The organism is Streptomyces sp. NPDC003011, assembly GCF_053591515.1.
Genome location: NZ_JBSFTY010000022.1, coordinates 13192 through 37721 on the forward strand (window position 1 = coordinate 13192; position 24530 = coordinate 37721).

A 24530-nucleotide genomic window follows, 5' to 3' on the forward strand; every position below is an offset into this window, starting at 1 on the left:
ACGCGAACGGGCCGGTCGCACCACTGCGAAGAGTGGTACGACCGGCCCATTCGGCGCAGCCGCGGGAGCGTCAGTCGCGGGCGGGTTCCACCGAGTCGACCTCGGCCGCGGTGCTGCCGTACCTGCCGTACCTGCCGTCCAGCCTGGAGACCAGTCCGGTGACCTGGCGGGCGATGTCGGGCGCGGTCAGCCCGATCTCCGCCATGACCTCGGCGCGGGAGGCGTGGTCGAGGAAGCGCGGCGGGATGCCGAAGTCACGCAGCGGGACGTCGACGCCCGCATCGCGCAGGGCCTGCGCGATCGTGGAACCGACGCCGCCGACGCGGGAGTTGTCCTCGACGGTGACGACCACGCGGTGGCGCTCCGCGAGGGGGGCCATGGCCTCGTCGACGGGTTTGACCCAGCGCGGGTCGACGACGGTGGCCGAGATGCCCTGCCGGTCGAGCAGGTTCGCGATCTCCAGGCACATCGGCGCGAGGGCGCCCACGGAGACGAGGAGCACGTCGGGCGTGTCGGTGCCCGGCTCGCGCAGCACGTCCATGCCGCCGACGCGTCCCACGGCGGGTACGGCGGGGCCGACGGCGCCCTTGGAGAAGCGGACCACGGTCGGCGCGTCGTCGACGGCGACGGCCTCCCGCAGCTGGGCGCGGACCTGGTCGGCGTCGCGCGGGGCGGCGAGCCTGAGGCCGGGCACGACCTGGAGGATCGACATGTCCCACATGCCGTTGTGGGAGGCGCCGTCGGTGCCGGTGACGCCGGCCCGGTCCAGGACGAACGTCACCCCGCACTTGTGGAGGGCGACATCCATGAGGACCTGGTCGAAGGCACGGTTGAGGAAGGTGGCGTACACGGCGAAGACCGGATGCAGACCGCCCGTGGCCAGGCCCGCCGCGGAGACGGCGCCGTGTTGTTCCGCGATGCCGACGTCGTAGATGCGGTGGGGGAAGGTGTCCGCGAACTTCTTCAGACCGACCGGCTGCAGCATCGCCGCCGTGATGGCCACGATGTCCTCGCGTTCCTTGCCGAGCTGGACCATCTCGTCGCCGAAGACGGACGTCCAGTCGGCGCCCGACGCCTTGATCGGCAGGCCTGTGTCGGGGTGGATGGGGCCGATGCCGTGGAAGCGGTCGGCCTCGTCCTGGAGGGCGGGCTGGTAGCCGCGGCCCTTCTCGGTGAGGCAGTGCACGATCACCGGGCCGCCGAAGCGCTTGGCGCGGGCCAGCGCGGACTCCAGGGCCTCGATGTCGTGGCCGTCGATGGGACCGACGTACTTCAGGCCGAGGTCCTCGAACATGCCCTGCGGGGCGATGAAGTCCTTGAGGCCCTTCTTGGCGCCGTGGAGGGTCTCGTACAGCGGCCTGCCGACGACGGGCGTGCGCTCCAGCACCTCCTTGGTGCGGGCGAGGAAGCGCTCGTAGCCGTCGGTGGTCCGCAGGGTCGCGAGGTGGTTGGCGAGGCCGCCGATGGTCGGGGCGTACGACCGCTCGTTGTCGTTGACGACGATGACCAGCGGGCGGTCCTTGGCGTCGGCGATGTTGTTGAGGGCCTCCCACGCCATGCCGCCGGTCAGCGCCCCGTCACCGATCACGGCGACCACGTGGTCGTCGCGTTCGAGGATCTGGTTGGCCTTGGCGAGGCCGTCGGCCCAGCCGAGGACGGTGGAGGCGTGGCTGTTCTCGATGACGTCGTGCTCGGACTCGGCCTGCGAGGGGTAGCCGGACAGGCCGCCCTTCATCTTCAGCTTCGAGAAGTCCTGGCGGCCGGTGAGCAGCTTGTGCACGTAGGACTGGTGTCCGGTGTCCCAGAGCACCTTGTCCTTGGGCGACTCGAACACCCGGTGCAGGGCGATGGTGAGCTCGACCACACCGAGGTTGGGGCCCAGGTGGCCGCCGGTCTTGGAGACGGCTGCGACGAGGAAGTTCCGGATCTCCTCGGCCAGCTGGTCCAGCTCTTCCAGGCTGAGCCGGTCCAGATCGCGCGGTCCCCTGATACGGGTCAGCAGCGGCACCCGTGCCTCCTTGCAGTAGAGCTGTTGCCGGGCTTGTCGAGTCTAATGTTCCGCCTTTGCGGCCGACGCCAGGGAGGTGCGTGATACGTCACGCGATCGGCTGTACCCCCCTTGTGCCGCTACTTCTGTTTCTGTTTCTGCTTCTGCCACTGCTACTTCTACGACATGGCTGTGCCCGGCACCGCCGTCGGTGCCGGGCACAGGGTGGTTCACGACAGCGGGCTAGGCCTAGGCCCGCCCCGCCGTCTTCTGCGTCTTGCGGGTGACCGCGTCGATCACGACCGTCGCCAGCAGCACACCACCGGTGATCATGTACTGGACCGGAGAGGCGATGCCCTCCAGCGCCAGGCCGTACTGGATCGAGACGATGACCAGCACGCCGAGGAGCGCGTTCCACGTGCGCCCGCGGCCGCCGAACAGCGACGTTCCGCCGATCACCGCCGCGGCGATCGCGTTCATCAGCAGGTCACCGGCGCCGGCGCCCTGGTTGGCGGAGGCGATCTTCGAGGCGATGAACAGACCGCCGATCGCGGCGAAGGTACCGGAGATCGCGAAGACCGAGATCCGGACCATCTCCACGTTGATACCGGCACGCCGGGAGGCCTCGACGCTGCCGCCGAGCGCGAAGACCTTGCGGCCGTACGAGGTGCGGCGCAGCACGAAGTCCGTGAGGATCAGCACCGCGATGAAGATCACCACGGCCAGCGGCAGGCCCTTGTACTGGTTGTAGGTGATCGCCACGGCGAACGCGGCGATCGCCAGCAGCGCGGTGCGCAGGATGGTTTCGGCAAGCGGCCGGGACGGCACGCCGGCCGCCTCGCGACGACGGTTGTCGAGGAACGAGGTGAGGAAGAAGGCCGCGGTCGCGACGATCGCCAGCGCGTAGGCGGCGGCCACATCGGTGAAGTAGTAGCTGGTCAGCTTGGCGACGACGCCTTCGCTGTCCAGGTTGATGGTGCCGTTGCTGCCGAGGATCTGGAGCATGAAGCCGTTCCAGAACAGCAGCCCCGCCAGGGTGACGGCGAAGGCCGGCACACCGATCTTCGCGAAGACGAACCCGTGGATCGTGCCCGCCGCCGTGCCGGTGAGGATGGCCAGGAGGAAGGCCAGCCACTCGTTCATCCCGTTCGTGACGTTCAGCACGGCGAACGAGGCGCCCGCGACACCGCTGACCGAGCCGACCGACAGGTCGATCTCGCCGAGCAGCAGCACGAAGACGATGCCGACGGCGATCATGCCCGTGCCGACCATGGCCACGGAGATGTCGGAGAGGTTGCCGGCGGTCAGGAAGTTCGAGTTCAGGCTCGCGAAGATCGCCCAGATGATGACCAGGCCGATGACGACCGGGAGGGAACCCAGGTCACCGGACTTGATCTTCCGCTTGAACTCGGAGACGTAGCCCGCGAAACCCTGCTCGCGGACCAGCAGCCGGGGGTCGACGGCGGTGACCGCCGCGGCGGCCGCCTCGGGGTTCGCCACCACGGGGCCCTCGGGGGGCGTGGAGGTCTTGTCGATGCTCACTTCTGAGCCTCCCCATTGCTGCGCGCCGCACGACGGGTCACGGCGTTCTCCGTGGCGCCCGTGATGGCGGAGATGATCTCTTCCTGAGAGGTCGACTTGACCTCGAAGACGCCGTTGTTGCGCCCGAGGCGCAGGACGGCGACCTTGTCGGCCACTGCCTTCACGTCAGCCATGTTGTGGCTGATGAGGATCACCGCGTGGCCGCGCTCACGCAGCCGCTCGACCAGGTCGAGCACCTGGGCGGTCTGCTCGACGCCGAGGGCCGCGGTGGGCTCGTCGAGGATGACGAGCTTGGGCTCGCCCAGCATCGAGCGGGCGATCGCCACGGTCTGGCGCTGGCCGCCGGAGAGCGAGGCGATCGGGATGCGGACGCTCGGGATGCGGATGGAGAGCGTGTCCAGCAGCTCGCGCGAACGGCGCTCCATCTCGACCTCGTCCAGGATGCCGCGCTTCTTCAGCTCACGGCCCAGGTAGAGGTTGCCGACGACATCGATGTTGTCGCACAGCGCGAGGTCCTGGTAGACGGTCGCGATGCCCAGGTTCTGGGCGTCGTGCGGCCGGTTGATGTGGACGGTCCTGCCGTCCCACTCGATTGCGCCCTCATCGATGGGGTGCACGCCGGCGATCGTCTTGACCAGCGTGGACTTTCCGGCGCCGTTGTCGCCCACCAGGGCGACCACTTCACCGGCGTGGACCTCAAGCTCTACATCGGTGAGCGCCTGGACGGCACCGAATCGCTTGGAGACCCCGCGCAACGCCAGAACAGGCGTAGCGGACAAGTGAACCATCTCCTTCGCCGCCTGACCCGGCGGGAGGTTGTGCAGAAAAGTGTGGAGGGGGTGTTCCGTCCGGCGCCCCGCCTAGCTTTGCGGGGCTGATGGATGCGGGGCGCCGGACGGGCTCAGTACGCGAGTCCCGCACGGGAGTTCATGGACGAACCCCCGTATGTGCGGCGGGACGTGCGGTGACTTACTTCAGACCGATCTTGTCGCAGGCCGACTTGTACTTGCCGGTGCAGATGTCGGCGACGGTGTAGATGCCGTCCTTGATGACCGTGTCGTTGATGTTGTCCTTGGTCAGCGAGACGACCGGGACGAGGATGGCGGGGACGCCCTTGGTGGTGGGGCTGTCGACCTTGTCCTTGGCGATGGAGTCGAGCGACTTGCCCTGGGCGAGCGCGACCGCCATCTCGGCGGCGACGTCGGCCTCCTGCGGGTAGGGCTTGTAGACGCTCATGTACTGCTCACCGGAGACGATGCGCTGCACACCCGCCAGCTCGGCGTCCTGGCCGGTGACCGGGATGTTGTCGATGCCCGCGGCCTTCAGGGCGGTGATGATGCCGCCCGCCATGCCGTCGTTGGCGGAGTAGACGCCGACGATCTTGTCCTTGCCGAGGGCGGAGATGGCGCCCTCCATGTTGGCGTTGGCGTTCTCCGGCTTCCACTCCTTGGTGTCGTACTCGCGGCCGATGTTCACCTTGCCGTCGAGGACGGAGTGGGCGCCCGACTTGAACTGGGCGGCGTTCGGGTCGGTGGAGGACCCGTTCATCATGACGATCTGGCCGTCCTTGGCCTTGGAGCCCAGGGCCTTGAGGAGGGCCTCGCCCTGGGTCTTGCCGACGGTCTCGTTGTCGAACGAGGTGTAGGCGTCGATCGGGCCCTCGGCCAGACGGTCGTAGGCGACGACCGGGATGCCCGCGTCCTTCGCCTTCTTGACCGAGCCGGCGATGGCCTTGGAGTCCACCGCGTCCACGATCAGCACGTCGACCTTGTTGGTCACCATGGTGTCGACCTGCTGGTTCTGCGTGCTGGCGTCCTGCTTGGCGTTGGCGTAGACGACCTCGCCCTTGCCGTTCGTGAGTTCCTTGACCTTCTTCTCGATCAAGGGCTTGTCGAACTTCTCGTACCGCGCGGTCTGGTTCTCCGGAAGCAGGAGACCGACCTTGATGTCGTCGCCCTTCGCGGGAGCGGACGAGGAGGAGTCGGCGTCGCCGGACTCCTTGGCACTGCCACAGGCGGCCAGCGACACGGCCATCGCACCCGCGGCGACAGCAACGGCGGCACGACGCATACGCGTATTCACTTCAGAAACCTCCCTGACGAGGCCGCGTCGTTGCGGCCGAGGTGGCTGGAAGTCAACTCGGCCACACGTGCGACGTCAAGAAGTAAATCCTTAACGGGTTGGCAACGGTGCCATCCGTTCTCTAAGTGAAGGCAGGTGTCGCCGCATGCAGCGTGCCGTCCAAAAGGGTTGAATCACCCATCTCGCTGAGCGCGAGAGCGAGTGCTCCAAGCACCTCCGCACGGCCACCGAGTGCCCCTGGGAGAACGGAGAGCTGACGTGCCGCACTGGGGATCGCATAGCGGCCGACGGACTCCCTGATCGGCCCGAGCACCAGCTCACCGGCCTCGGCGAGATCACCGCCCAGGACCACTCGGCTCGGGTTCAGAAGGTTGCAGAGGTTGGCGACTCCACTGCCGATGTGACGGCCGACGTCGGCGATCACCCGACGACAACCAGGGTCTCCGTCCCGCGCCAGCCGCACCACGCCCTCCATCGTCAGATCCGTGCCGTGACTGGACTGGAGCAGCGGCAGCACATAGCGCGCGGCCGCGAACGTCTCCAGGCAGCCCCGGTTTCCGCAGCGGCAGACGGGGCCGGACTCGTCAAGTGTAATATGTCCGATTTCGCCCGCAGTGCCGCCGGGTCCGCGATAGATCCTCCCGTTGATCACCAGGCCCGCGCCGACACCGCTGGCGACCTTGATGTACGCCAGGTCGCGCACCCCCCGGCCACTGCCCCAGACCAGCTCTCCCAGGGCGCCGAGGTTGGCGTCGTTGTCCACGTGCACGGGCACGCCGAGCCGCCCCCGCAGCTCCTCGGCGGGCCGGGTGCCGGTCCAGCCGGGCAGAATGGCGGTCGAGCCGAGCGTGCCGGACTCCACGTCGATCGGGCCGGGGACGCCGAGGCCCACCCCCGCGATCTTGGAGCGGTCCACCCCGGTGGCCTCGATCAACCGGCTGACCAGCTGTTCCGCCCGGTCGAAGCCCTGTGTCGAGGAGGCGTCCACGTCGAGCGGCTCGGATTCCTCGGCCAGCACCTGGTGGGCGAGATTGCCGATCGCGACGCGCAAATGCGTGTGCCCGAAATCCACCCCGATGACGATGCCGGCGTCCCCGCTCAGCGAGACGCTGCGGGCCCGGCGGCCTCCCGCCGAGGTGGGCGTGACCTCGACCGTTCCGCCGTCCTTGAGTTCGCGCACGATGTTGGAGACGGTCGCCGCGGACAGGCCCGTCGTCCGCGCGATCTCCGCTTGCGTGAGCGAACCAGCCAGCCGTACGGCTCGTACGACCCGCTCCAGGTTGGCTCGGTGCAGCGACGACTGCGACCCCGGAGTCTCCACGACGACCTCCTGCGCACGGGACCGCTTCAATGAGGCCCCGTCTATGTCCAACTAGTGAACTCTAAGCTGAGCCGTTCGGGTTGCCTCCCGTCAAGAGGTTGAACCGCATCCGGGTGCGTGGACACCCACACGGACGCCGCCCCCGGGGAGCCGGGAGCGGCGTTCGCGCTGTGTGGCCGGGTGGTTACTTCAGTGCACCGGCGGTCAGTCCCTGCACCACCTGACGCTGGAAGACGATGTACGCGGCGAGCACCGGCAGCATGGCCATCACCAGGCCCGCGAACAGCCCGGACCAGTCGCCCTTGTACCCCTGGCTGACCGCCAGCTGCACCAGGCCCTGGGTGAGGACGCGCTTGTCCGGGTCGGTGTTCAGCACGGTCGGCAGCATGTACTGGTTCCACTGACCGAGGAAGTTGAAGATCCCCACGCTGATCAAACCGGGCTTGGCCATCGGCAGCATGATCTGGAAGAACGTCCGGCTGTGCGAGGCCCCGTCCACGAACGCCGCCTCCGCCACCGAGGTCGGCAGGGTGCGGAAGAACGCGGTCAGGAAGAACACCGTGAACGGCAGCGAGTAGGCGATGTAGACCAGGATCAGCCCGTGGATCGTGTTCAGCAGGCCCATGTTGTTCACGACGTAGAAGAGCGGGACCAGCGCGAGCATGATCGGGAAGCTCATGCCGCCGATGAACAGGTAGTAGACGAACCGGTTGCCCGGGAAGTCGAAGCGGGCCAGGACATAGGCGGCCATCGAGCCGAGCACCAGGGTGCCGATGAGCGAACCCCCCACCACCAGGACGGTGTTGAGGAAGTAGTCGCTCATGTTGGCCTCGGTCCAGGCCCGTGACCAGTTGTCGAAGTGCAGCCTGTCCGGCAGCGACCAGGGCGAGCCGAAGATGGCGCTGTCGTCCTTGAAGGACGTCATCACCGCCCACACCAGCGGCAGCACGACCATGATCGCCCACACGACCAGGATGCCGTGCGAGAAGGCGTTGAGGACCGTGCCCTCCTTCTTCTTCTCCTTTGGGGGCGGGCCGGGCGGGACGGCGACCTTGGCGACGGGGACACCGGACTCGGCCGGTACGGGGGCGGGGGTCTCGGTCGTCTTCATCTCTCAGTACTCCAGCCGCTCGCGCCGCCCCAGCCGCATCACGAGGGCGGCGAAGGCCAGCGTGACGAGGAGCAGGGCGACACCGATGGTGGTGGCGTAGGCGGCCTGCCCGTCGCGGAACGCCTTCTGGTACACGTACAGGACCAGGACGGTGGTCGAGTAGTCGGGACCGCCCGGCCCGGTCGTCATGATCTGTACGACCGCGAACGACTCGGCGCCCAGGGCGAGGATGCCCATGTAGACCCAGCCGGACTGCACGGTGTCCCACAGCAGCGGCAGGGTGATCCGGAAGAACGTGGTGGCGCGGCCCGCCCCGTCGAGCAGCGCGGCCTCGTACAGGTCCGCCGGGATGGAGGCCATGCCGGCGGAGAAGAGGACCACGAAGAAGCCGACCGTGGACCACACCAGCACCGCCAGCACGCACCACAGGGCCAGGTCTGGGTCGCCCAGCCACAACGGCTGCACGCTGTCGAGCCCGATCCCGCGCAGCAGCGAGTTGATGGCGCCGCTGTCCGGGTTGTACGCGAAAGCGAACAACAGGGCGACGATCGCGATCGAGAGCACCTGCGGGAAAAAGTAGACGATCTTGTAGAAGGAAGAGCCCCGGACGCCGGAAATGACCGGGCCGCCCTTCCTTCTGCGTCCGCCGATATTGATCATGAAGGCGAAGAACAACGCCAGACTGATCGTCACCAGCGGCAGCACGACCGCGAACATCAAGCTGTGCTGCATGGACTTCCAGAAGATCTCGTCGTCCAGCATCCTCCGGTAATTGTCCAGGCCGACCATCTTGAATTCCGGGCTCAGGCCGGTCCAGTCCGTGAACGAGTAGTAGATGGACTGGATGAACGGCCAGATCACGAAGAGCGCGTACAGTCCCAGGGGCAGCGCCAGAAACCCCACGATGAACCGGTACTTGCCGTGCTGCATGGCTTCTCCGGTCCGTTTACTGGTGCTTGTAGTGCTTGATCGAGCTGTCCTTGGCGGTCTCGTCGGCGAAGGCCTGGATCTTCTTGATCGCCTCCGCCGGAGTGATGCGGCCGGCCATCATCTCGCCGAGGCCGGACACGCCGATCTTCTCTTTCTGGAGCTGCACGTACCAGTCCTGAAGCCGCGGGTTCACCACGTTGTCGCCGGCCTTCTCCAGCGCCGCGACACCGGACTTGAGGCCGGGCGTGAGGGAGATGCCGTCGGTGCCGCCGTTGTACGCGGTCAGCGACTTCACCTTGCTGGTGAAGTTCTTCGAGGACGCCTCGCTGAGCATGATGCGCAGCTGCTCCATGCCGCCCGTGCCGTTCTTCGCCTTGGCCGGGACGATGAAGGGCTCGCCTCCGGAGGCCCAGATGGTGCCGAAGGGCAGCTTGTCGGAGGAGTCGATGCCGGTGGGCGCGGAGACGGCGAGGTCGAAGTCGGCCGGCATGACGTTCGCCGACTCGTTCTCCACCCAGGACCCGTTCGGGATGAACAGCGCCTTGCCCTTGGCCCACGCGGTCTGCGACTGGATGTGGTCCAGACCGGGGGTGCCCTTGAGCACATAGCCCTTCTGCTGGAGTTCGTAGTAGGCGTCGAAACAGGCCTTGACCGCCGGGTGCTTCCAGGCGTTCGGCTCCAGGTTGTCGATCGCGTCCAGCACCTCCACGCCGCCGACCTTGCCGATCATCGGGTAGAGCGAGAAGGGGAGGTAGTACGGGTACTTGCCCGCGTACGTCCAGCCCGCCATGCCCTTCTTCTTGGCCTTCGCGCACACCGCGAGCATCTGGTCCCAGGTCTGCGGATACTGCTCGTCGAGCGAGTCCAGGGCCTTCTGCGAGTACCAGACGCCGTACACCGTGTAGGCGTAGTACATGATCCAGACCGGGTCGCCGTCGAGCTGGCCCATCTCGACGATGCCGGGGCGCAGCGTGTCGCGGACCTTCTTGGCCGGGTCGTCGTAGGACGGGGCGTCGAGCAGCGGGGTGAGGTCGGCGAGCTGGTTCTTGGCGGCCAGGACGCCCATGTCCATCTGCTCGGCACCGGAGTTGTCGATGAGGTCGGGCGGGGTGCCCTGGTTGAAGCGGGGCTGGAGGGTGGACTGGATCTTCTGGGTGGCGGAGAACTTCACCTTGGCGCCGGTGAAGTTCTTCTCGTAGATCTTCACGGCGTCCTCGGCGTACTCCTTGCCGAAACCGCCGTCGAACAGGACGAATTCCAGCTGGGCGGTCTCGTTCACGCCCAGGGGGTTCTTGGCGGTCTTCTTGCCCGCCTTGGCTTTGTCCCCGCTGTCGTCGCCGCCACTGCTGGCGCACGCGGACAGGAAGCTCATCGTGGGCACGGAGATCAGGCCCAGCGCGGCGGACCGCTTGATCAGATCGCGGCGGCCGACGCCACCGGTGCCGTTGTTCTCGGCGGAAGTGGATCCCATGCTCAAGTCCTCGCCTTCTCCAGGACTCAGGCGGTGTACCGGATCCTCCCGGGCACCGCGGTCAGGTCAAGCAGGGTCGTGCAGGAAGTGTGGATCAGTGTGCGGCACGAAGTGGATCGTGAAGGACGCGTGGTGTGAATCGTCGACAGGTATAGTCCACTTCTGGCCAGCCGAGCAAGATCGAATGCAAGGTTGGCCACTTGTCTTTTCCGAGTTGAGACCTCACGGAAATATCAGTGGCCGGTGGGCCCCTTGCCGGAAAAATTCCTCACATAGGGCCCGAATGCCGCAGTCAACACCCTTGACATCACTGTCCACTTGAGACACAACTGATCCTTGCGCAGAGAAGTTGACAACGTTGTCCGCAGCAGCGCAGGGAGGGTGCTCGCGTATGCAGCAGCACAGAGCTCGGCACAGACGGAGTCCGGCGGTCGTGGTCGTGACGGCCGCCTTCGCTCTGGCGGTGGGTTCGCAGGGCGCCGCGGTCGCCCTGCCGGAGGCACCCGCGGCCGCCGACCGGGAGTTCGCGTCCTCGTTCGAGGCGGAGGATCCGGCACCCGACTGGCTCAACACCGTCGACACGGCTCCGGACGGCTCCCGGCGGGCCTCGGGCGTCGACGGCGGCTACAGCACCGGCATCCCGGGCAATGTGACCGACCATGTCACCGACGTCCGGGCGAGCGGCGAGAACACCGGCGGCGGCGAGGTGAAGGAGAACCTCGTCGACGGCGAACCGAGCACCAAGTGGCTGACCTTCGCGGCGACCGGCTGGGCCGAGTTCGACCTGGACACGCCGGCCAAGGTCGTCCGGTACGCGCTCACCTCGGCGAACGACGCGGCGGGGCGCGACCCGAAGGACTGGACCCTCAAGGGCTCCGCCGACGGCACGGACTGGAAGACCCTGGACACCCGCTCCGGCGAGTCCTTCTCCGAACGGTTCCAGACGAAGACGTACGACCTTCCCGAACAGGCCGCCGCCGAGTACCGGCACTTCCGGCTGGACGTCACCGGGAACAACGGCGCCGACGGCGTCCTCCAGCTCGCCGACGTCCAGTTCTCCACGGGCGGCGGCGAAGGCCCCGTCCCGCAGGACATGCTCTCGCTGGTGGACCGCGGCCCGAGCGGTTCCCCCACCGCGAAGGCGGGTGCCGGATTCACCGGAAAGAGGGCCCTGCGTTACGCCGGACGGCATACGGCGAACGGGCGGGCGTACTCGTACAACAAGGTCTTCGACGTGGACGTGGCGGTCGGCCGGGACACCCGGCTGTCGTACCGGATCTTCCCGTCGATGGCCGACGGGGACCGGGACTACGACGCCACGAACGTCTCGGTCGACCTGGCCTTCACCGACGGGACGTATCTGAGCGACCTGCGCGCCACCGACCAGCACGGGTTCGCGCTGTCGCCGCGCGGGCAGGGCGCCGCCAAGGTGCTCTACGTCAACCAGTGGAACCACGTGGCCTCGCGGATCGGATCGGTCGCGGCCGGGAAGAGCGTCGACCGGATCCTGGTGGCGTACGACTCCCCCAAGGGCCCGGCGAAGTTCCGGGGCTGGCTGGACGACGTGACCATCGAGCGGGCCGCGCCGGAGAAGCCGAAGGCCCATCTGTCGGACTACGCGCTGACCACCCGGGGCACCAATTCCAGCGGCGGTTTCTCGCGCGGCAACAACGTCCCGGCGGCGGCGGTCCCGCACGGCTTCAACTTCTGGACGCCGGTGACCAACGCGTCCTCGCTGAGCTGGCTGTACGACTACGCGCGGGCCAACAACGCGGACAACCTGCCGACCATTCAGGCGTTCAGCGCGAGCCACGAGCCGAGCCCGTGGATGGGCGACCGGCAGACCTTCCAGGTGATGCCGTCGGCCGTGTCCGGCATCCCGGACACGGGGCGTGAGGCCCGGGAGCTGGCCTTCCGGCACGAGAACGAGACCGCGCGGCCGTACTACTACGGGGTGCGGTTCGAGAACGGGCTCAAGGCGGAGATGGCGCCGACCGATCACGCGGCCGTGCTGCGCTTCACCTACCCGGGCGACGACGCGAGCGTCCTGTTCGACAACGTGACCGACCAGGCGGGGCTGACGCTCGACAAGGCGGCGGGTGTCGTCACGGGGTACTCGGACGTGAAGTCTGGGCTGTCGACCGGTGCCACCCGGCTCTTCGTGTACGGCGTGTTCGACAAGCCGGTGACGGAGGGTGCCTCCAACGGCGTCAAGGGGCACCTGCGCTTCGACGCCGGCGACGACCGGACCGTCACCCTGCGCCTGGCGACCTCGCTGATCAGCCTCGACCAGGCGAAGGACAACCTGCGCCAGGAGATCCCGGACGGCACCTCCTTCGAGAAGGTCAAGTCCCGTGCCCAGAAGGCGTGGGACAGGATCCTCGGCAAGGTGGAGGTGGAGGGCGCGACGCCGGACCAGCTGACCACGCTGTACTCCAGCCTGTACCGGCTCTACCTGTACCCCAACTCCGGCTTCGAGAAGGTCGGTTCGACGTTCCGGTATGCCTCGCCGTTCTCGCCGATGCCCGGCCCGGACACCCCGACGCACACCGGCGCGAAGATCGTGGACGGCAAGGTGTACGTCAACAACGGCTTCTGGGACACCTACCGGACGACCTGGCCCGCGTACTCGCTGCTGACACCAGGGCAGGCGGGCGAGATGGCCGACGGGTTCGTGCAGCAGTACAAGGACGGCGGCTGGACCTCGCGCTGGTCCTCGCCCGGGTACGCGGACCTGATGACGGGCACCTCCTCGGACGTGGCGTTCGCGGACGCGTACGTCAAGGGCGTCGATTTCGACGCCAGGTCGGCGTACGACGCGGCCGTGAAGAACGCCACCGTCGTGCCTCCGTCGTCCGGTGTGGGCCGCAAGGGGATGGCCACCTCACCCTTCCTCGGCTACACCAGCACCGACACGCACGAGGGCCTGTCGTGGGCGCTGGAGGGCTGTCTCAACGACTACGGCATCGCGAAGATGGGCCAGGCGCTGTACAAGAAGACCGGTGAGAAGCGCTACCAGGAGGAGTCCGCGTACTTCCTCGACCGGGCACGGGACTACGTCAACCTGTTCGACTCCGAGGCCGGGTTCTTCCAGGGCCGGGACGCCAAGGGCGACTGGCGGGTCGAGTCCTCGACGTACGACCCGCGCGTGTGGGGCCACGACTACACCGAGACCAACGGCTGGGGCTACGCCTTCACCGCCCCGCAGGACAGCCGGGGACTGGCCAACCTGTACGGCGGCCGCAGCGGGCTCGCGGAGAAGCTCGACGAGTACTTCGCCACCCCGGAGACGGCCTCGCCGGACTTCGTCGGCTCCTACGGCGGGGTCATCCACGAGATGACGGAGGCGCGGGACGTCCGGATGGGCATGTACGGCCACTCCAACCAGGTCGCGCATCACGTGAACTACATGTACGACGCGGCCGGCCAGCCCTGGAAGGCGCAGAAGAACGTCCGCGAGGTGCTGGCGCGGCTCTACACCGGCAGCGAGATCGGGCAGGGCTACCACGGCGACGAGGACAACGGCGAGCAGTCGGCCTGGTTCCTCTTCTCCGCACTGGGCTTCTACCCGCTGGTGATGGGCAGCGGTGATTACGCCGTGGGCTCCCCGCTGTTCACCAAGGCGACGGTCCATCTGGAGAACGGGAAGGACCTCGTCGTCCGGGCCCCGAAGAACAGCGCGAAGAACGTGTACGTGCAGGGACTGAAGGTCAACGGCCGCTCCTGGGCGTCGACTTCGCTCCCCCACTCGCTGCTGGCGAAGGGCGGGGTCCTGGACTTCGACATGGGGCCGAGGCCCTCCTCGTGGGGCACCGGCAAGAAGGCGGCCCCCGTGTCGATCACCCAGGACGACAAGGTGCCGACGCCGAGGGCGGACGTGCTGAGCGGTGAAGGCGCCCTGTTCGACAACACGTCGGCCACCGAGGGCTTGGTGGCCGAGGTCGAACTGCCGGTCGCCGGGGAGGCGAGAGCGGTGCAGTACACGCTGACGTCGTCGGCGGACCGTACGAAGGCGCCGGCCGGCTGGAGGCTCCAGGGTTCGGCCGACGGGACCACGTGGAAGACCCTCGACGAACGCTCCGGGCAGTCCTTCGCCTGGGACCGGCAGACCCGGGCGTTCACCGTGGGGTCGCCGGGTACGTACGAGAGGTACCGCCTGGTCCTCGACGGCACGGCGACCGTGGCGGAGGTCGAACTGCTCGCCTGAGCAACGGAGTTGGGAGTCCCATGGCGCTTCCCGTGCCCGTCCTGCCCGACGGTGTCGACCCCGCGTGGCTGCCGCCCGCCGCCTTCCGGGCGGTCGGCAGCCGGCGCACGCTGATCCGGGGACCGGGTCCGCTGGTGGAGACGGTGCACGGTGAAGTGACGGGTGCCTGCGCCCGGTTCGGGGGTCGTGTGGACCGCGCCCCCGAGCCGGGCCCCGGCACGTCGTACGACCTCGTGCTGGAGCTGACCGGCACCGACAGCTCGGAGGCGTTCACCCACGGGCGCGAGGCCGGCCGTACGACCGTCACCGCGTCGGGACCGGCCGGACTCCTGTACGGGTTCTTCCATGTCGTCCGGCTCGGCGAGGACGCCTTCCGTGGTGCACGCCCGCCGCAGGCGCACCGGCCGGCCCTCGCGCTGCGGATGCTGGACCACTGGGACAACGTGGCCGTGCACCCGGTCATGGGGCAGGTGGAGCGCGGCTACGCCGGCGGGTCGCTGTTCTGGGCGCAGGGCCGGGCGCGCGGCGAGCTCGACCGGGTGCGGGCGTACGGCAGGCTGCTGGCGGCGTGCGGGATCAACGCCGTGGCCGTGAACAACGTCAACGTGCACGAGACCGAGGCGCACCTGCTCACGGACCGGATCGGTGAGGTCGCCGCGCTCGCGGACGTGTTGCGGCCGTACGGGATCCGTACGCATCTGTCGGTCACCTTCGCCGCGCCGGTGGTTCTCGGCGGACTGTCCACGGCCGATCCGCTCGACGAGGGCGTGCGGGCGTGGTGGGCCGAGGCGACCCGGCGGGTGTACGAGGAGATCGAGGACTTCGGCGGGTATGTGGTGAAGGCCGACTCGGAGGGACAGCCCGGCCCGTTCGCGTACGGCCGCAGTCATGCCGACGGGGCGAACCTGCTGGCCGCCGCGCTGGAACCGTACGGCGGGACCGTGCACTGGCGGGCCTTCGTCTACGACCACCGCCAGGACTGGCGGGACCGGTCCACGGACCGGGCGCGGGCCGCCTGCGACCACTTCACGCCGCTGGACGGGGAGTTCGCCCCGAACGCGGTGCTCCAGGTGAAGCACGGTCCGCTGGACTTCCAGGTGCGCGAGCCGGTGTCACCGCTGATCGGGGCGATGGAACGGACCCGGCTGGCGGTGGAGGTGCAGGCCACCCAGGAGTACACGGGACAGCAGCGGCACGTGTGCTGGCTGGGTCCGATGTGGAGCGAGGTGCTGCGGTTCCGGCCGGACGGCAAGGCGCCGGTCGGGTCGGCGGCCCTGGGCGGTCTGGTGGCGGTGTCCAACGTCGGCGACGACCCGTTCTTGACCGGGCATCCCCTCGCCCAGGCCAACCTGTACACGTTCGGGCGGCTGGCCTGGCGTCCGGACGCGGATCCGGTGGACGTCCTCGACGAGTGGATCCGGCTCGCCTTCACCCCCGACGCGAGCGCCGACCCCGCGCGGCTGACGGCCGGGCTGCACGCCGTGCTCGACGGGTCCTGGCGGACCTACGAGAAGTACACCGCCCCGCTCGGTGTGGGGTTCATGGTGCAGCCGGGGCACCACTACGGGCCGAGCGTTGACGGCTACGAGTACAGCCCCTGGGGCACGTACCACTTCGCCGACCGGGACGGCGTCGGTGTCGACCGGAGCGCGGCGACCGGGACGGGATACGCGGCGCAGTACGCCACGCCCTGGGCCGAGGTGTACGAGTCGCCGGACACCTGCCCGGACGAGCTGCTGCTGTTCTTCCACCACATGGCGTACGGCCATGTACTCCACAGCGGGAAGACGGTGATCCAGCACATCTACGACACGCACTTCGAGGGTGTGGCGGAGGTGGAGGCGGCCCGTGAGGTGTGGGCCTCCCTCGCGGACCTCGTGGATCCGGCGCGCCACGCGCGGGTCGCGGAGCGGTACGAGGAGCAGGTCCGCAGCGCCCGCGAGTGGCGCGATCAGGTCAACAGCTACTTCTTCCGCAAGTCGGGGGTGCCCGACGCACAGGGGCGGCGCATCTACTGAGTGCGCAGGATCGCCGTGCCGAGCGGGTCGAGGGTCAGCGGCTCGCCCTGCTCGACGTGCTTGCCGGTCAGCAGGTCGGTGGCGGTGGAGTGGACCGTCAGGCGGGCCGCCTCGGGAGCGTGGTTGAGAAGGAAGAGGAGGCGGGCCCCGTCGGGGGCGACGCGCGTGGCGGTCTCCAGGGCGGGCCGGCCGGCGTACGGGCCGAGCAGGTCGTGCCGGGCCAGGACACGGCGTACGACCTCGTCGACGCCCGGCTGGTCGAGGGCGGTGGCCACGTACCAGGCCTCGCCTCCGCCGTGGCGGTGGCGCGTCACGGCCGGGGTGCCGGCGTAGAAGTCGGCGCCGTACGTGGCGACGGGTTCGGCGCCGCGCGGCTGCACGATCTCGAAGACGAGCCGGGCCTCGTAGGCCGAATCCCCCAGCTGTACGGGTTGGACGAAGTCCGGTGGGCGCGCGTCCCATTCGTCGACGCGGATGCCCATGAGCGGGGCGAGCGGGCCGGGGACGTCGGTGAGGAAGGCGCGGTCGTGTTCGTCCACGCGGCCGGAGAGGAAGGTGGCCAGGACCGTGCCGCCGCGTGCGGCGACCGCTTCGAGGCGGGTGGCCAGGTCGCCCTTGACCATGTGCAGGACGGGGGCGAGCACCACGTCGTACGGGGTGAGGCCGGCGGTCTGCGGGATCACGTCCACGTCGGCGCCGGCTTCGCGGGCGGCCCGGTAGTAGGCGTGGACGGTGTCCTGGTAGCGGACGAGGCGGGAGGGGCCGTCGGAGATCTCCAGGGCCCACCAGCTGTCCCAGTCGAAGAGCAGGGCGGTGCGGGCGGGGGTGCGGGCGCCGAGGCTCGCGTTCCCGAGGAGCTCCAGCTCCCGTCCCAGATCGGCTGCTTCGCGAAAGACGCGGGTGTCGTCGCGGCCCGCGTGGCCGATCACCGCGCCGTGGTACTTCTCGCAGGCGCCGCGCGAGGCGCGCATCTGGAAGTACAGGGCCGCGTCGGCTCCGTGGGCTATCGCCTGGAAGGTCGCCAGGCGCAGCTCGCCCGGGCGCCGGAGCGGGTTGACGTCACGGCAGGCGGTGGTGGACGGGGTCTGCTCCATCAGCCAGAAGGGGGCGCCGTCCTTGAGGCCGCGCATCAGGTCGTGGGCGAGGGCGGGCCAGGTGGGCGGGGCGTCCAGGGGCGGGTAGCTGTCCCAGGACGCGAAGTCGAGGTGCGGTGCCCAGCGGTGGTAGTCGAGGGGGCGGAACATGCCCATGAAGTTGGTGGTGACGGGGGTGTCCGGGTCGTGGGCGCGGATCGCCTCCTTCTCGGCGAGGAAGCAGCCGAGCAGGGCGTCGGTGGTGAAGCGGAAGTAGTCGAGCGTCGTGCCCTGGAAGGCCGTGTGGTCGGGGCCGCGCCAGTGCTCGGTGAGGGCGTTCGGCGGTTCGATCTCGCCGAAGTCGGTGTAGCGGTGGGACCAGAAGGTGGTGCACCAGGCCTCGTTGAGGGCGTCGAGGGTGGCGTACTTCTCCCGCAGCCAGTCCCGGAAGGCGTCGGCGCACAGGTCGCAATAGCAGGCGCCGCCGTACTCGTTGTTGATGTGCCAGGCGAGCAACGCGGGGTGCCGCGCGTACCGTTCGGCCAGGCGTGCCGCCAGGTCCGTGGAGAGGCGCCGGTACGCCGGTGAGCTGGGGCAGAAGTTGTGGCGCTGGCCGTAGCGGTGCCGGCGGCCCTCGAAGTCGGTGCGGTTGACCTCGGGGTACCGCTTCGCGAGCCAGGGCGGGACGGCGGCGGTGCCGGTGGCCAGGCAGACCCGGCGGCCCTCGGCGGCGGCCCGGTCCAGGACGCGGTCGAGGACCGTGAAGTCGTGGGTGTCCTCGGCGGGTTGGGTGAGGGACCAGGTGAAGACGCCGACGGTGAGGGTGTCGATGCCGGCCCGGGTGAACAGGCGGTGGTCCTCGTCCCAGACCTCCTGCGGCCACTGCTCGGGGTTGTAGTCGCCGCCGTAGGGGATCTTCAGGGTGCGGGGCGGTGTCATATCGTGAAGTCCTCCTGGGTCTCGGCGATCACCGGGCGGCTGCTGTGCAGCAGGGACAGCAGCAGCGGAGCGGCCAGCAGGGCGGGCAGGGCCTCGGTCAGCAGGGCGGTCCCGGCGGCGGCCAGGACGAACAGCGAGGCGGCGCCGAGGGTGGCGCGGCCGTGCCGGAGCAGGAAGTACCCGGCGAGGCGGGCGGTGTCCCGGGCGCGGAACGCGAACAGCGAGGTGAGCACCAGCGCGTGCGCGCCCCAGAGCAGGGCGGCGGCGCCGATGCCCGCGAGCAGCACCGCCCACCAGCCGGGCAGGCCGGTGGCGGAGAAGTGGGTCAGGGTGAAGGCGATCACGGTCAGCCAGGCGAGCAGCGGCGTCCACAGCTTCAGGGCCGGGAGCGCGTTGAGGCGCCAGCCGCGCCAGTAGGCGCGGGCCGGGTGCAGGTCGGTCAGGTCGCGGTCGCGGTGGTGGAGGGCGTACAGGGCGGCGGACAGGGCCGGGCCGAGGGGCAGCAGGCACAGCGCGGCCAGGGGGAGGTTGGCCGGGTCGGTCCCCACCAGCAGCAGTGCGGCCAGGCCCGGTGAGGCGGCGGCGAGCAGCAGGACCTCGACGGTGACCACGGTGTGGATCAGCGCGGCGGCACGGGAGAGGGGGCCGTCGCCGAAGGCGGTGGCCTGCCGTGCGCTCACCCTGCGGCCTCCTGTCCGAGGAGCCGGCGCTCGTCCCACCAGGACGGGGCCTCCTCGTCGACCGGGGTCACCTCCACGAGGGTGACCTCGTGGCGGGTGAGTGTGAGGTCCAGGTCCACCCGGCCGTCCTCGACCGGCAGCCGCAGGTGCCGGCGGGCGGGCTCCGCCGCCTCGTGCAGGACGTCCAGCTGGTACGGCCGGGGCGAGAGCGGGCTGCCCATCCGCTGCCAGGCTGTCCGGGCGTTGCCGTGCTCCTCGTCCACGGTGGAGCGGCGGACGAAGGCCTCGCCGTCGCCTGTGCCTGCGCCTGTGCCTGCGCCCACCGGGACCGACAGGCGCAGGCGGTGCCGCTCGGGCCCGGCCGTCCCGCCGCTCGGGTCGACGGGCGCCCAGGCGAGGACGGTGACCCGGCCGTCGGTGTGCCGGGTGACCAGGTGGCCGTCGCCGCGGGCGAGCAGGTCGGTGCCCATGCGGGCCATGAACGCGTACAGGTGGAAGGCCGGCTTCTTCACCTGGCGGTGGGTGAGCAGGCCGAAGCCCCCGTGGAAGAGCGCGGTGGGGATGCCGGTCTCCTCGAACACGTCGCTGAACGTCCAGTACGAGAAGGAGTCGGCGTGATCGCCGCCGGCGGCGAGGACCGGCGCCAGGTAGGCGGCGTGGAAGGCGGTGTCGTGGACGGGGTTGTCCGGCCGGTAGGAGGAGTTGAACTCGGTGATGTGGACGGGGAGTCCGGCCAGCCGGGTGCCCTTGAGGCGGTCCCGGACCGCGGCGAACTGGTCGAGCAGGGACGTCGCCGGGGCCAGCGTCTGGTGCGTGCCGAAGGGGACGTGCTGGGCGGGACCGGAGGTGTAGGCGTGCTGGGACACGAAGTCGACGGGGACCTCGCGGCGTTCGGCGAACTCGGCGAACCGCTCCAGCCAGTCGTCCGCGCCCGGCGACAGGGCCGGACCGCCGACCGGCAGCCGCGGGTCGACCGACTTCACGGCGTGCGCGGTCACCTCGTACAGCCGGTGGTAGGCCGCCTCGTCGGCGTCCGCCCAGAAGTCGGGCAGGTTGGGCTCGTTCCACACCTCGATGGGCCAGGTGCGCACCTCGTCGAGGCCGTAGCGGCCGACGAGACGGGCGAGCGTGGCGCGGACCAGAGCGGCCCACTCCCGGTGCGAGCGGGGCGGGGTGACGTTGCCCCGCCACCAGAACACCGTCCGGTCACCCGAGGCCAGCTCGGCGGGCATGAAACCGAGTTCGAGGAAGGGCCGGATGCCGAGCTGGAGGTACGCGTCGACGACCTGGTCGACGTAGGTGAAGGAGTACCGGACCTGGCGGGTGCCCTGCCACGTGTAGGGCCGGTACACGCCCATGCCGTCGCTGAGCAGCCCGTGTCCCCGGATGTGCCGGAACCCGATCTCGCGCTGGATCAGGGCGAGGGAGTCCTGGTAGTCGCGGCGCAGCGCGAGGTCGAGGCGGCCGGTGCCGACGCAGTGGCGCCAGGCGTCGGGGAACCGGCCGCTCGGCTCGGCGGGGACGCGGATCACCCGTTCTCCTTCCGGAAGCGGTCGTACGCCTTGTTGTGCATGTCGACGAGCTGCTGCATGTTCTTCGCCTTCAACTCGCTGACATAGGAGTCCCATTGGGACAGCGGGCGCTTGCCGAGGGCGAACTTGAGGGTGTTCTGCGTGACGTGGTCCCGCAGCGGTGTGTCCCACAGCGACGCCTGCTCCTGCTCGACGGACTGCAGCGGGTGCGCCGGGTCGACGGGCAGCGCCTCGCGCTGGGCCATCGCGTCCTGGAACCTCTGCTCGTCCGGGCTGAACGACGAGGACACCAGGTCCCAGCTGCCGCCGTAGGTGAAGACGCCGTTGAAGAAGCCGTAGTCCTTCTGGAGGTCCTTGGGGGCGTCCGGGTCGGAGCCCATCAGGCTGATGCCGGACTTGAGCTGGTACCGGCCGCCGGACCGGGTGTACGTGACGCCCTCGACGCCCCACTTGCAGAGTCTCTGGCCCTCGTCCGAGTACCACAGCCAGTCCACGAACTGCATCATCGCGACGAAGCGGTCGCTCTTGAGGGCCTTGCTGGAGATCATGACGCCGTTCTCCAGCCGGGCACCGCCCAGCACCACCGGGCCGGCCGGTCCGACCGGCACCGGGATCATCTCGATCTTCGCGCCCTCGACCTGCTTCTCCAGGTTGTAGCGGTAGTTCTGCACCAGCTCCTGCGGGTTGGCGCTGATCGCGAAGCACTTCCCGCCCAGCAGTTTCTGCACCGCGGCGTCGTCGGTCTGGGTGAAGCTCTCCGGGTCCATCAGCTTGTCGGCGACCAGTCGTCTCAGGTACTCGACCGTCTGGCGGTAGCCGTCGGTCGCGCCGGTGAACACGAACTCCTTCGCGTCCGGGTCGAAGCTGATGTTGTCGTACGTCCAGCCGGCCCGGACGCCGTGCGCCTGGCCGAGGTAGCTGAGCAGGGCGGCCACGGGGTACGGGGTGTTGGTGCTCCAGCGGTCGGAGAGGGGGTAGCGGTCGGGGTACTCCCGCTTGAGCGCCGTGAAGACGTCGTACACCTCGTCCCAGGTGGTGGGCAGGGACAGGCCGAGCCGGTCCAGGACGTCCGTGCGCAACGACAGCGAGTAGCCGGACCTGGCCTTCTCGTGCAGGCCGGGCAGCAGGTAGTACTTGCCGTCGGACTGGCGGAAGGAGTCGAGTTCCGGCTCCAGCCTCCACTTCTTCACCTTGGCCCGGAAGTTGGGCATCAGGTGCGTGTAGTCGCTGACGGGCAGGATCGCGCCGGAGGACACGAAGGCGACCTCGGAGGGGTGGTACGTCTTGGGGATCAGGAGCGGGGCGTCGCCCGCGCCGATCAGCACGCTGCGCTTCTTCTCGTAGTCCACCAGAGGGACGTCCACGAGCTCCAGGGTGACCCCGGTGCGCCGGGTGACCTCCTTCCAGAACAGCCAGTCGCTCTTCGTCGGGTAGACCGGGTTGTTGTTGTGCAGGAGCGAGAAGGACAGCGGCTTGGCCGCCTTGAACTGCTGCCCGGTCCGGTACTCCTTCATCGCGCCGTTCTGCTTCTTCGACAGGTCCTTGCCGTCCCCGCCGTCGTCGCCGCTGCCGCAGCCGGTGAGCGCGGCGAGGCCGGCGAAGCCGGCCGCGGACAGGAGCTGGCGTCGCGACAGCTGACCGGTGTTCTGTCCTGCGTTCTTCACGGGAACTCCCTTGTTCCTGGGCGGGTTGGAGGGCCGTCGGGTGCGGCGGTCAGCCCTTGACCGCGCCGAGCATCACGCCCGAGACGAAGTAGCGCTGGACGAACGGGTACACGCAGAGGATCGGCAGGGCGGTGAGCACGATGGTGACCGCCTGGATGTTCGCCCCGACCTGGCTGAGCTGCTCCGTGCCGGCGCCGGCGTTGCCGCCGCCGGTGGCGCCCGAGATGAGGTTGCGCAGATAGACGGTGACCGGCATCAGCTCGGTCCGGTCCATGTAGAGGAAGGCTCCGAACCAGGAGTTCCAGAACGACACCGAGTAGAACAGGACCATCGTCGCGACGACCGCCTTGGACAGCGGCAGCACGATCCGCAGCAGCACGCCGTACGTGCTCAGGCCGTCGATCTGCGCGGCCTCCTCCAGCTCGCTCGGCAGGCTCTCGAAGAAGGCCTTCATCACCAGCAGGTTGAAGACGCTGATCGCGTTGGGGAGCGCGATCGCCCAGACGCTGTTCTTCAGGCCGAGGTTGGTGATCAGGAGGTAGTTGGGGATCAGCCCGCCGGTGAAGAACATGGTGAACACGGCGACACCGACGAGCGCGCCGCGCCCCTTGAGGTCCTTCTTCGACAGGACGTAGGCGTAACAGGTGGTCAGGACCATGGCGACGGTGGTGGCGACCACCGTGTACAGCACGGTGTTGCCGTAGTTGCGCCAGAACATCGCGTCCTCCAGCACGATCCTGTACGTGGTGAGGTTGAACCCCTTGGGCCACAGGGTCACCTCACCGGCCCGGATCTGGCGTTCTGCGCTGAAGGAGCGGGCGATGATGTTGACGAACGGGTACAGGGTGACCAGCACGACCAGGGTGAGGATCACCCCGTTCACACCCTGGAAGACGCGGTAGCCGCGGGTCGGCTGGTCGACGGAGGTACGCGGGCGCTCGGGGCGCCCAGAGAGCAGGCTCACCACAGGCTCGTCCCGACGGTGCGGCGCGAGAGCTGGTTCGCGGAGATGATCAGCACCAGGCCGATGACCGCCTCGAACAGGCCGATCGCGGCGGCGTAGCTGAAGCTGTTGGACTCGACTCCGGTCCGGTAGAGGTACGTGGAGATCACGTCACCGGTCTGGTAGGTCAGCGGGTTGTACAGCAGCAGCACCTTCTCGAAGCCGACCGCCAGGAACGTGCCGATGTTGAGGATCAGCAGCGTGATCATGGTGGGGCGGATGCCGGGCAGGGTGACGTGCCAGATCTGCTGCCGGCGGTTGGCGCCGTCGATGCGCGCGGCCTCGTACAGGTCCTCGTCGATCGTGGTGAGCGCGGTGAGGTAGAGGATCGTGCCCCAGCCGGCGGTCTGCCAGATCTCCGAGCCGACGTAGATCGCGCGGAACCACTCCGGTTCCTGGATGAAGCGGATCGGCTCGTGGCCGAACCAGCCCAGGACGTGGTTGACGGGGCCGTCCGTGGCGAGCATCTGGAGGGTGATGCCCGCGACGATCACGATCGACAGGAAGTGCGGAAGGTACGACACCGACTGCACGAACCGCTTCAGGGAGCGCCGGCGCACCTCGTTGAGCAGCAGGGCCAGCACGATCGGGATCGGGAAGCAGAAGAGGAGCGTGAGCCCGCCGAGCCACAGGGTGTTGCGGAACACCTGCCAGAACGTGGGGTCGGTGAGGAACATGCGCACATAGCGCAGCCCCACCCACTGCTCGCCGAAGATCGAACCGCCGGGCTCGAAGCGCCGGAAGGCGATCACGTTGCCGGCCATCGGCAGGTAGCGGAAGACGAGGAGGAACAGCAGCGGCAGCACGACCAGCGAGTACAGCTGCCAGTCCCGGCGCAGCGCCCGCCGCCACCCGGTGCGCGCGGGCGTCCGTGGACGGCGGCGGGGTGCGGCTCTGGCCGGTGGCGGGTCCTCGATGCCCGGTGGTGGGGCCGATGTGGTGGACGTGCTCATGCTCGGGCCTCCCGTGG

16 protein-coding genes are annotated in these 24530 nt (G+C 69.0%); 2 read left to right on the forward strand and 14 right to left on the reverse strand.

Going from position 1 to position 24530, the window contains the following annotated elements:
• Positions 1–70: 70 nt before the first annotated feature.
• The 8 genes from dxs to ngcE all read right to left on the reverse strand — a co-directional run bounded on the left by dxs (position 71) and on the right by ngcE (position 10444).
• The gene (gene dxs / locus ACWD0J_RS13885; protein ID WP_451496004.1) at positions 71–2008 is read right to left on the reverse strand and encodes a 1-deoxy-D-xylulose-5-phosphate synthase; all 1938 of its coding nucleotides are present in this window, start codon (positions 2006–2008) and stop codon (positions 71–73) included.
• A 228-nt stretch (positions 2009–2236) separates the two neighbouring features.
• Positions 2237–3529 carry a sugar ABC transporter permease gene (locus ACWD0J_RS13890; RefSeq protein ID WP_451496005.1) on the reverse strand — a complete coding sequence of 431 codons (1293 nt, stop codon included), beginning with the start codon at positions 3527–3529 and terminating at the stop codon, positions 2237–2239.
• Entirely contained in the window at positions 3526–4317 is a 792-nt protein-coding gene (locus ACWD0J_RS13895; RefSeq protein WP_451496006.1) for an ATP-binding cassette domain-containing protein, read from the reverse strand. The genes ACWD0J_RS13890 and ACWD0J_RS13895 overlap by 4 nt, the downstream gene beginning before the upstream one ends.
• A 181-nt stretch (positions 4318–4498) precedes the next feature.
• Positions 4499–5599: an ABC transporter substrate-binding protein gene (locus ACWD0J_RS13900; RefSeq protein WP_451496059.1), complete on the reverse strand. Its 1101-nt coding sequence runs from the start codon at positions 5597–5599 to the stop codon at positions 4499–4501.
• Between the two features lie 133 nt (positions 5600–5732).
• Positions 5733–6932 (reverse strand): ROK family transcriptional regulator, encoded by a 1200-nt coding sequence (locus tag ACWD0J_RS13905; RefSeq protein ID WP_451496007.1) that lies wholly within the window; start codon positions 6930–6932, stop codon positions 5733–5735.
• A 184-nt stretch (positions 6933–7116) separates the two neighbouring features.
• The gene (locus ACWD0J_RS13910) at positions 7117–8043 is read right to left on the reverse strand and encodes a carbohydrate ABC transporter permease (RefSeq protein WP_451496008.1); all 927 of its coding nucleotides are present in this window, start codon (positions 8041–8043) and stop codon (positions 7117–7119) included.
• Between the two features lie 3 nt (positions 8044–8046).
• Complete coding sequence (locus ACWD0J_RS13915) at positions 8047–8973, reverse strand: carbohydrate ABC transporter permease (protein WP_451496009.1); 927 nt, start codon at positions 8971–8973, stop codon at positions 8047–8049.
• A 16-nt stretch (positions 8974–8989) separates the two neighbouring features.
• Positions 8990–10444 (reverse strand): N-acetylglucosamine/diacetylchitobiose ABC transporter substrate-binding protein, encoded by a 1455-nt coding sequence (ngcE, locus tag ACWD0J_RS13920; protein ID WP_451496010.1) that lies wholly within the window; start codon positions 10442–10444, stop codon positions 8990–8992.
• A gap of 391 nt (positions 10445–10835) precedes the next feature.
• Between ngcE and ACWD0J_RS13925 the strand changes: the two genes are divergently transcribed.
• Together ACWD0J_RS13925 and ACWD0J_RS13930 are read left to right on the forward strand one after the other, a co-directional pair.
• The gene (locus ACWD0J_RS13925) at positions 10836–14651 is read left to right on the forward strand and encodes a GH92 family glycosyl hydrolase (protein WP_451496011.1); all 3816 of its coding nucleotides are present in this window, start codon (positions 10836–10838) and stop codon (positions 14649–14651) included.
• A gap of 20 nt (positions 14652–14671) precedes the next feature.
• Positions 14672–16669, forward strand: a complete 1998-nt coding sequence (locus ACWD0J_RS13930) for an alpha-glucuronidase (protein WP_451496012.1) — start codon at positions 14672–14674, stop codon at positions 16667–16669.
• Here ACWD0J_RS13930 and ACWD0J_RS13935 read toward each other — a convergent pair.
• From ACWD0J_RS13935 to ACWD0J_RS13960, 6 genes are read right to left on the reverse strand one after another with little or no spacing between them, the layout of a single operon-like run.
• Positions 16663–18681, reverse strand: a complete 2019-nt coding sequence (locus ACWD0J_RS13935) for a beta-galactosidase (protein WP_451496013.1) — start codon at positions 18679–18681, stop codon at positions 16663–16665. The two genes, ACWD0J_RS13930 and ACWD0J_RS13935, sit on opposite strands and share 7 nt — an antisense overlap.
• On the reverse strand, positions 18678–19361 hold the full coding sequence (locus tag ACWD0J_RS13940; protein ID WP_451496014.1) for a hypothetical protein: 684 nt from the start codon (positions 19359–19361) through the stop codon (positions 18678–18680). Before ACWD0J_RS13940 ends, ACWD0J_RS13935 begins: the two co-directional genes overlap by 4 nt.
• Complete coding sequence (locus ACWD0J_RS13945; protein WP_451496015.1) at positions 19358–20893, reverse strand: GH39 family glycosyl hydrolase; 1536 nt, start codon at positions 20891–20893, stop codon at positions 19358–19360. Before ACWD0J_RS13945 ends, ACWD0J_RS13940 begins: the two co-directional genes overlap by 4 nt.
• Complete coding sequence (locus ACWD0J_RS13950) at positions 20890–22557, reverse strand: ABC transporter substrate-binding protein (protein ID WP_451496016.1); 1668 nt, start codon at positions 22555–22557, stop codon at positions 20890–20892. Before ACWD0J_RS13950 ends, ACWD0J_RS13945 begins: the two co-directional genes overlap by 4 nt.
• 49 nt (positions 22558–22606) lie before the next feature.
• Complete coding sequence (locus tag ACWD0J_RS13955) at positions 22607–23524, reverse strand: carbohydrate ABC transporter permease (protein WP_451496017.1); 918 nt, start codon at positions 23522–23524, stop codon at positions 22607–22609.
• Entirely contained in the window at positions 23518–24513 is a 996-nt protein-coding gene (locus ACWD0J_RS13960; RefSeq protein WP_451496018.1) for an ABC transporter permease, read from the reverse strand. The genes ACWD0J_RS13955 and ACWD0J_RS13960 overlap by 7 nt, the downstream gene beginning before the upstream one ends.
• Positions 24514–24530 lie beyond the last annotated feature (17 nt).

What these genes read in the sequence shown, in the direction of transcription:
- ACWD0J_RS13960 (WP_451496018.1), bottom strand. Translation starts at nt 24,513, where the DNA reads ATGAGCACGTCCACCACATCGGCCCCACCACCGGGCATCGAGGACCCG.
- ACWD0J_RS13895 (WP_451496006.1), bottom strand. Translation starts at nt 4,317, where the DNA reads ATGGTTCACTTGTCCGCTACGCCTGTTCTGGCGTTGCGCGGGGTCTCC.
- ACWD0J_RS13930 (WP_451496012.1), top strand. Translation starts at nt 14,672, where the DNA reads ATGGCGCTTCCCGTGCCCGTCCTGCCCGACGGTGTCGACCCCGCGTGG.
- ACWD0J_RS13925 (WP_451496011.1), top strand. Translation starts at nt 10,836, where the DNA reads ATGCAGCAGCACAGAGCTCGGCACAGACGGAGTCCGGCGGTCGTGGTC.
- ACWD0J_RS13900 (WP_451496059.1), bottom strand. Translation starts at nt 5,599, where the DNA reads ATGCGTCGTGCCGCCGTTGCTGTCGCCGCGGGTGCGATGGCCGTGTCG.
- ACWD0J_RS13910 (WP_451496008.1), bottom strand. Translation starts at nt 8,043, where the DNA reads ATGAAGACGACCGAGACCCCCGCCCCCGTACCGGCCGAGTCCGGTGTC.
- ngcE (WP_451496010.1), bottom strand. Translation starts at nt 10,444, where the DNA reads ATGGGATCCACTTCCGCCGAGAACAACGGCACCGGTGGCGTCGGCCGC.
- ACWD0J_RS13935 (WP_451496013.1), bottom strand. Translation starts at nt 18,681, where the DNA reads ATGACACCGCCCCGCACCCTGAAGATCCCCTACGGCGGCGACTACAAC.
- ACWD0J_RS13915 (WP_451496009.1), bottom strand. Translation starts at nt 8,973, where the DNA reads ATGCAGCACGGCAAGTACCGGTTCATCGTGGGGTTTCTGGCGCTGCCC.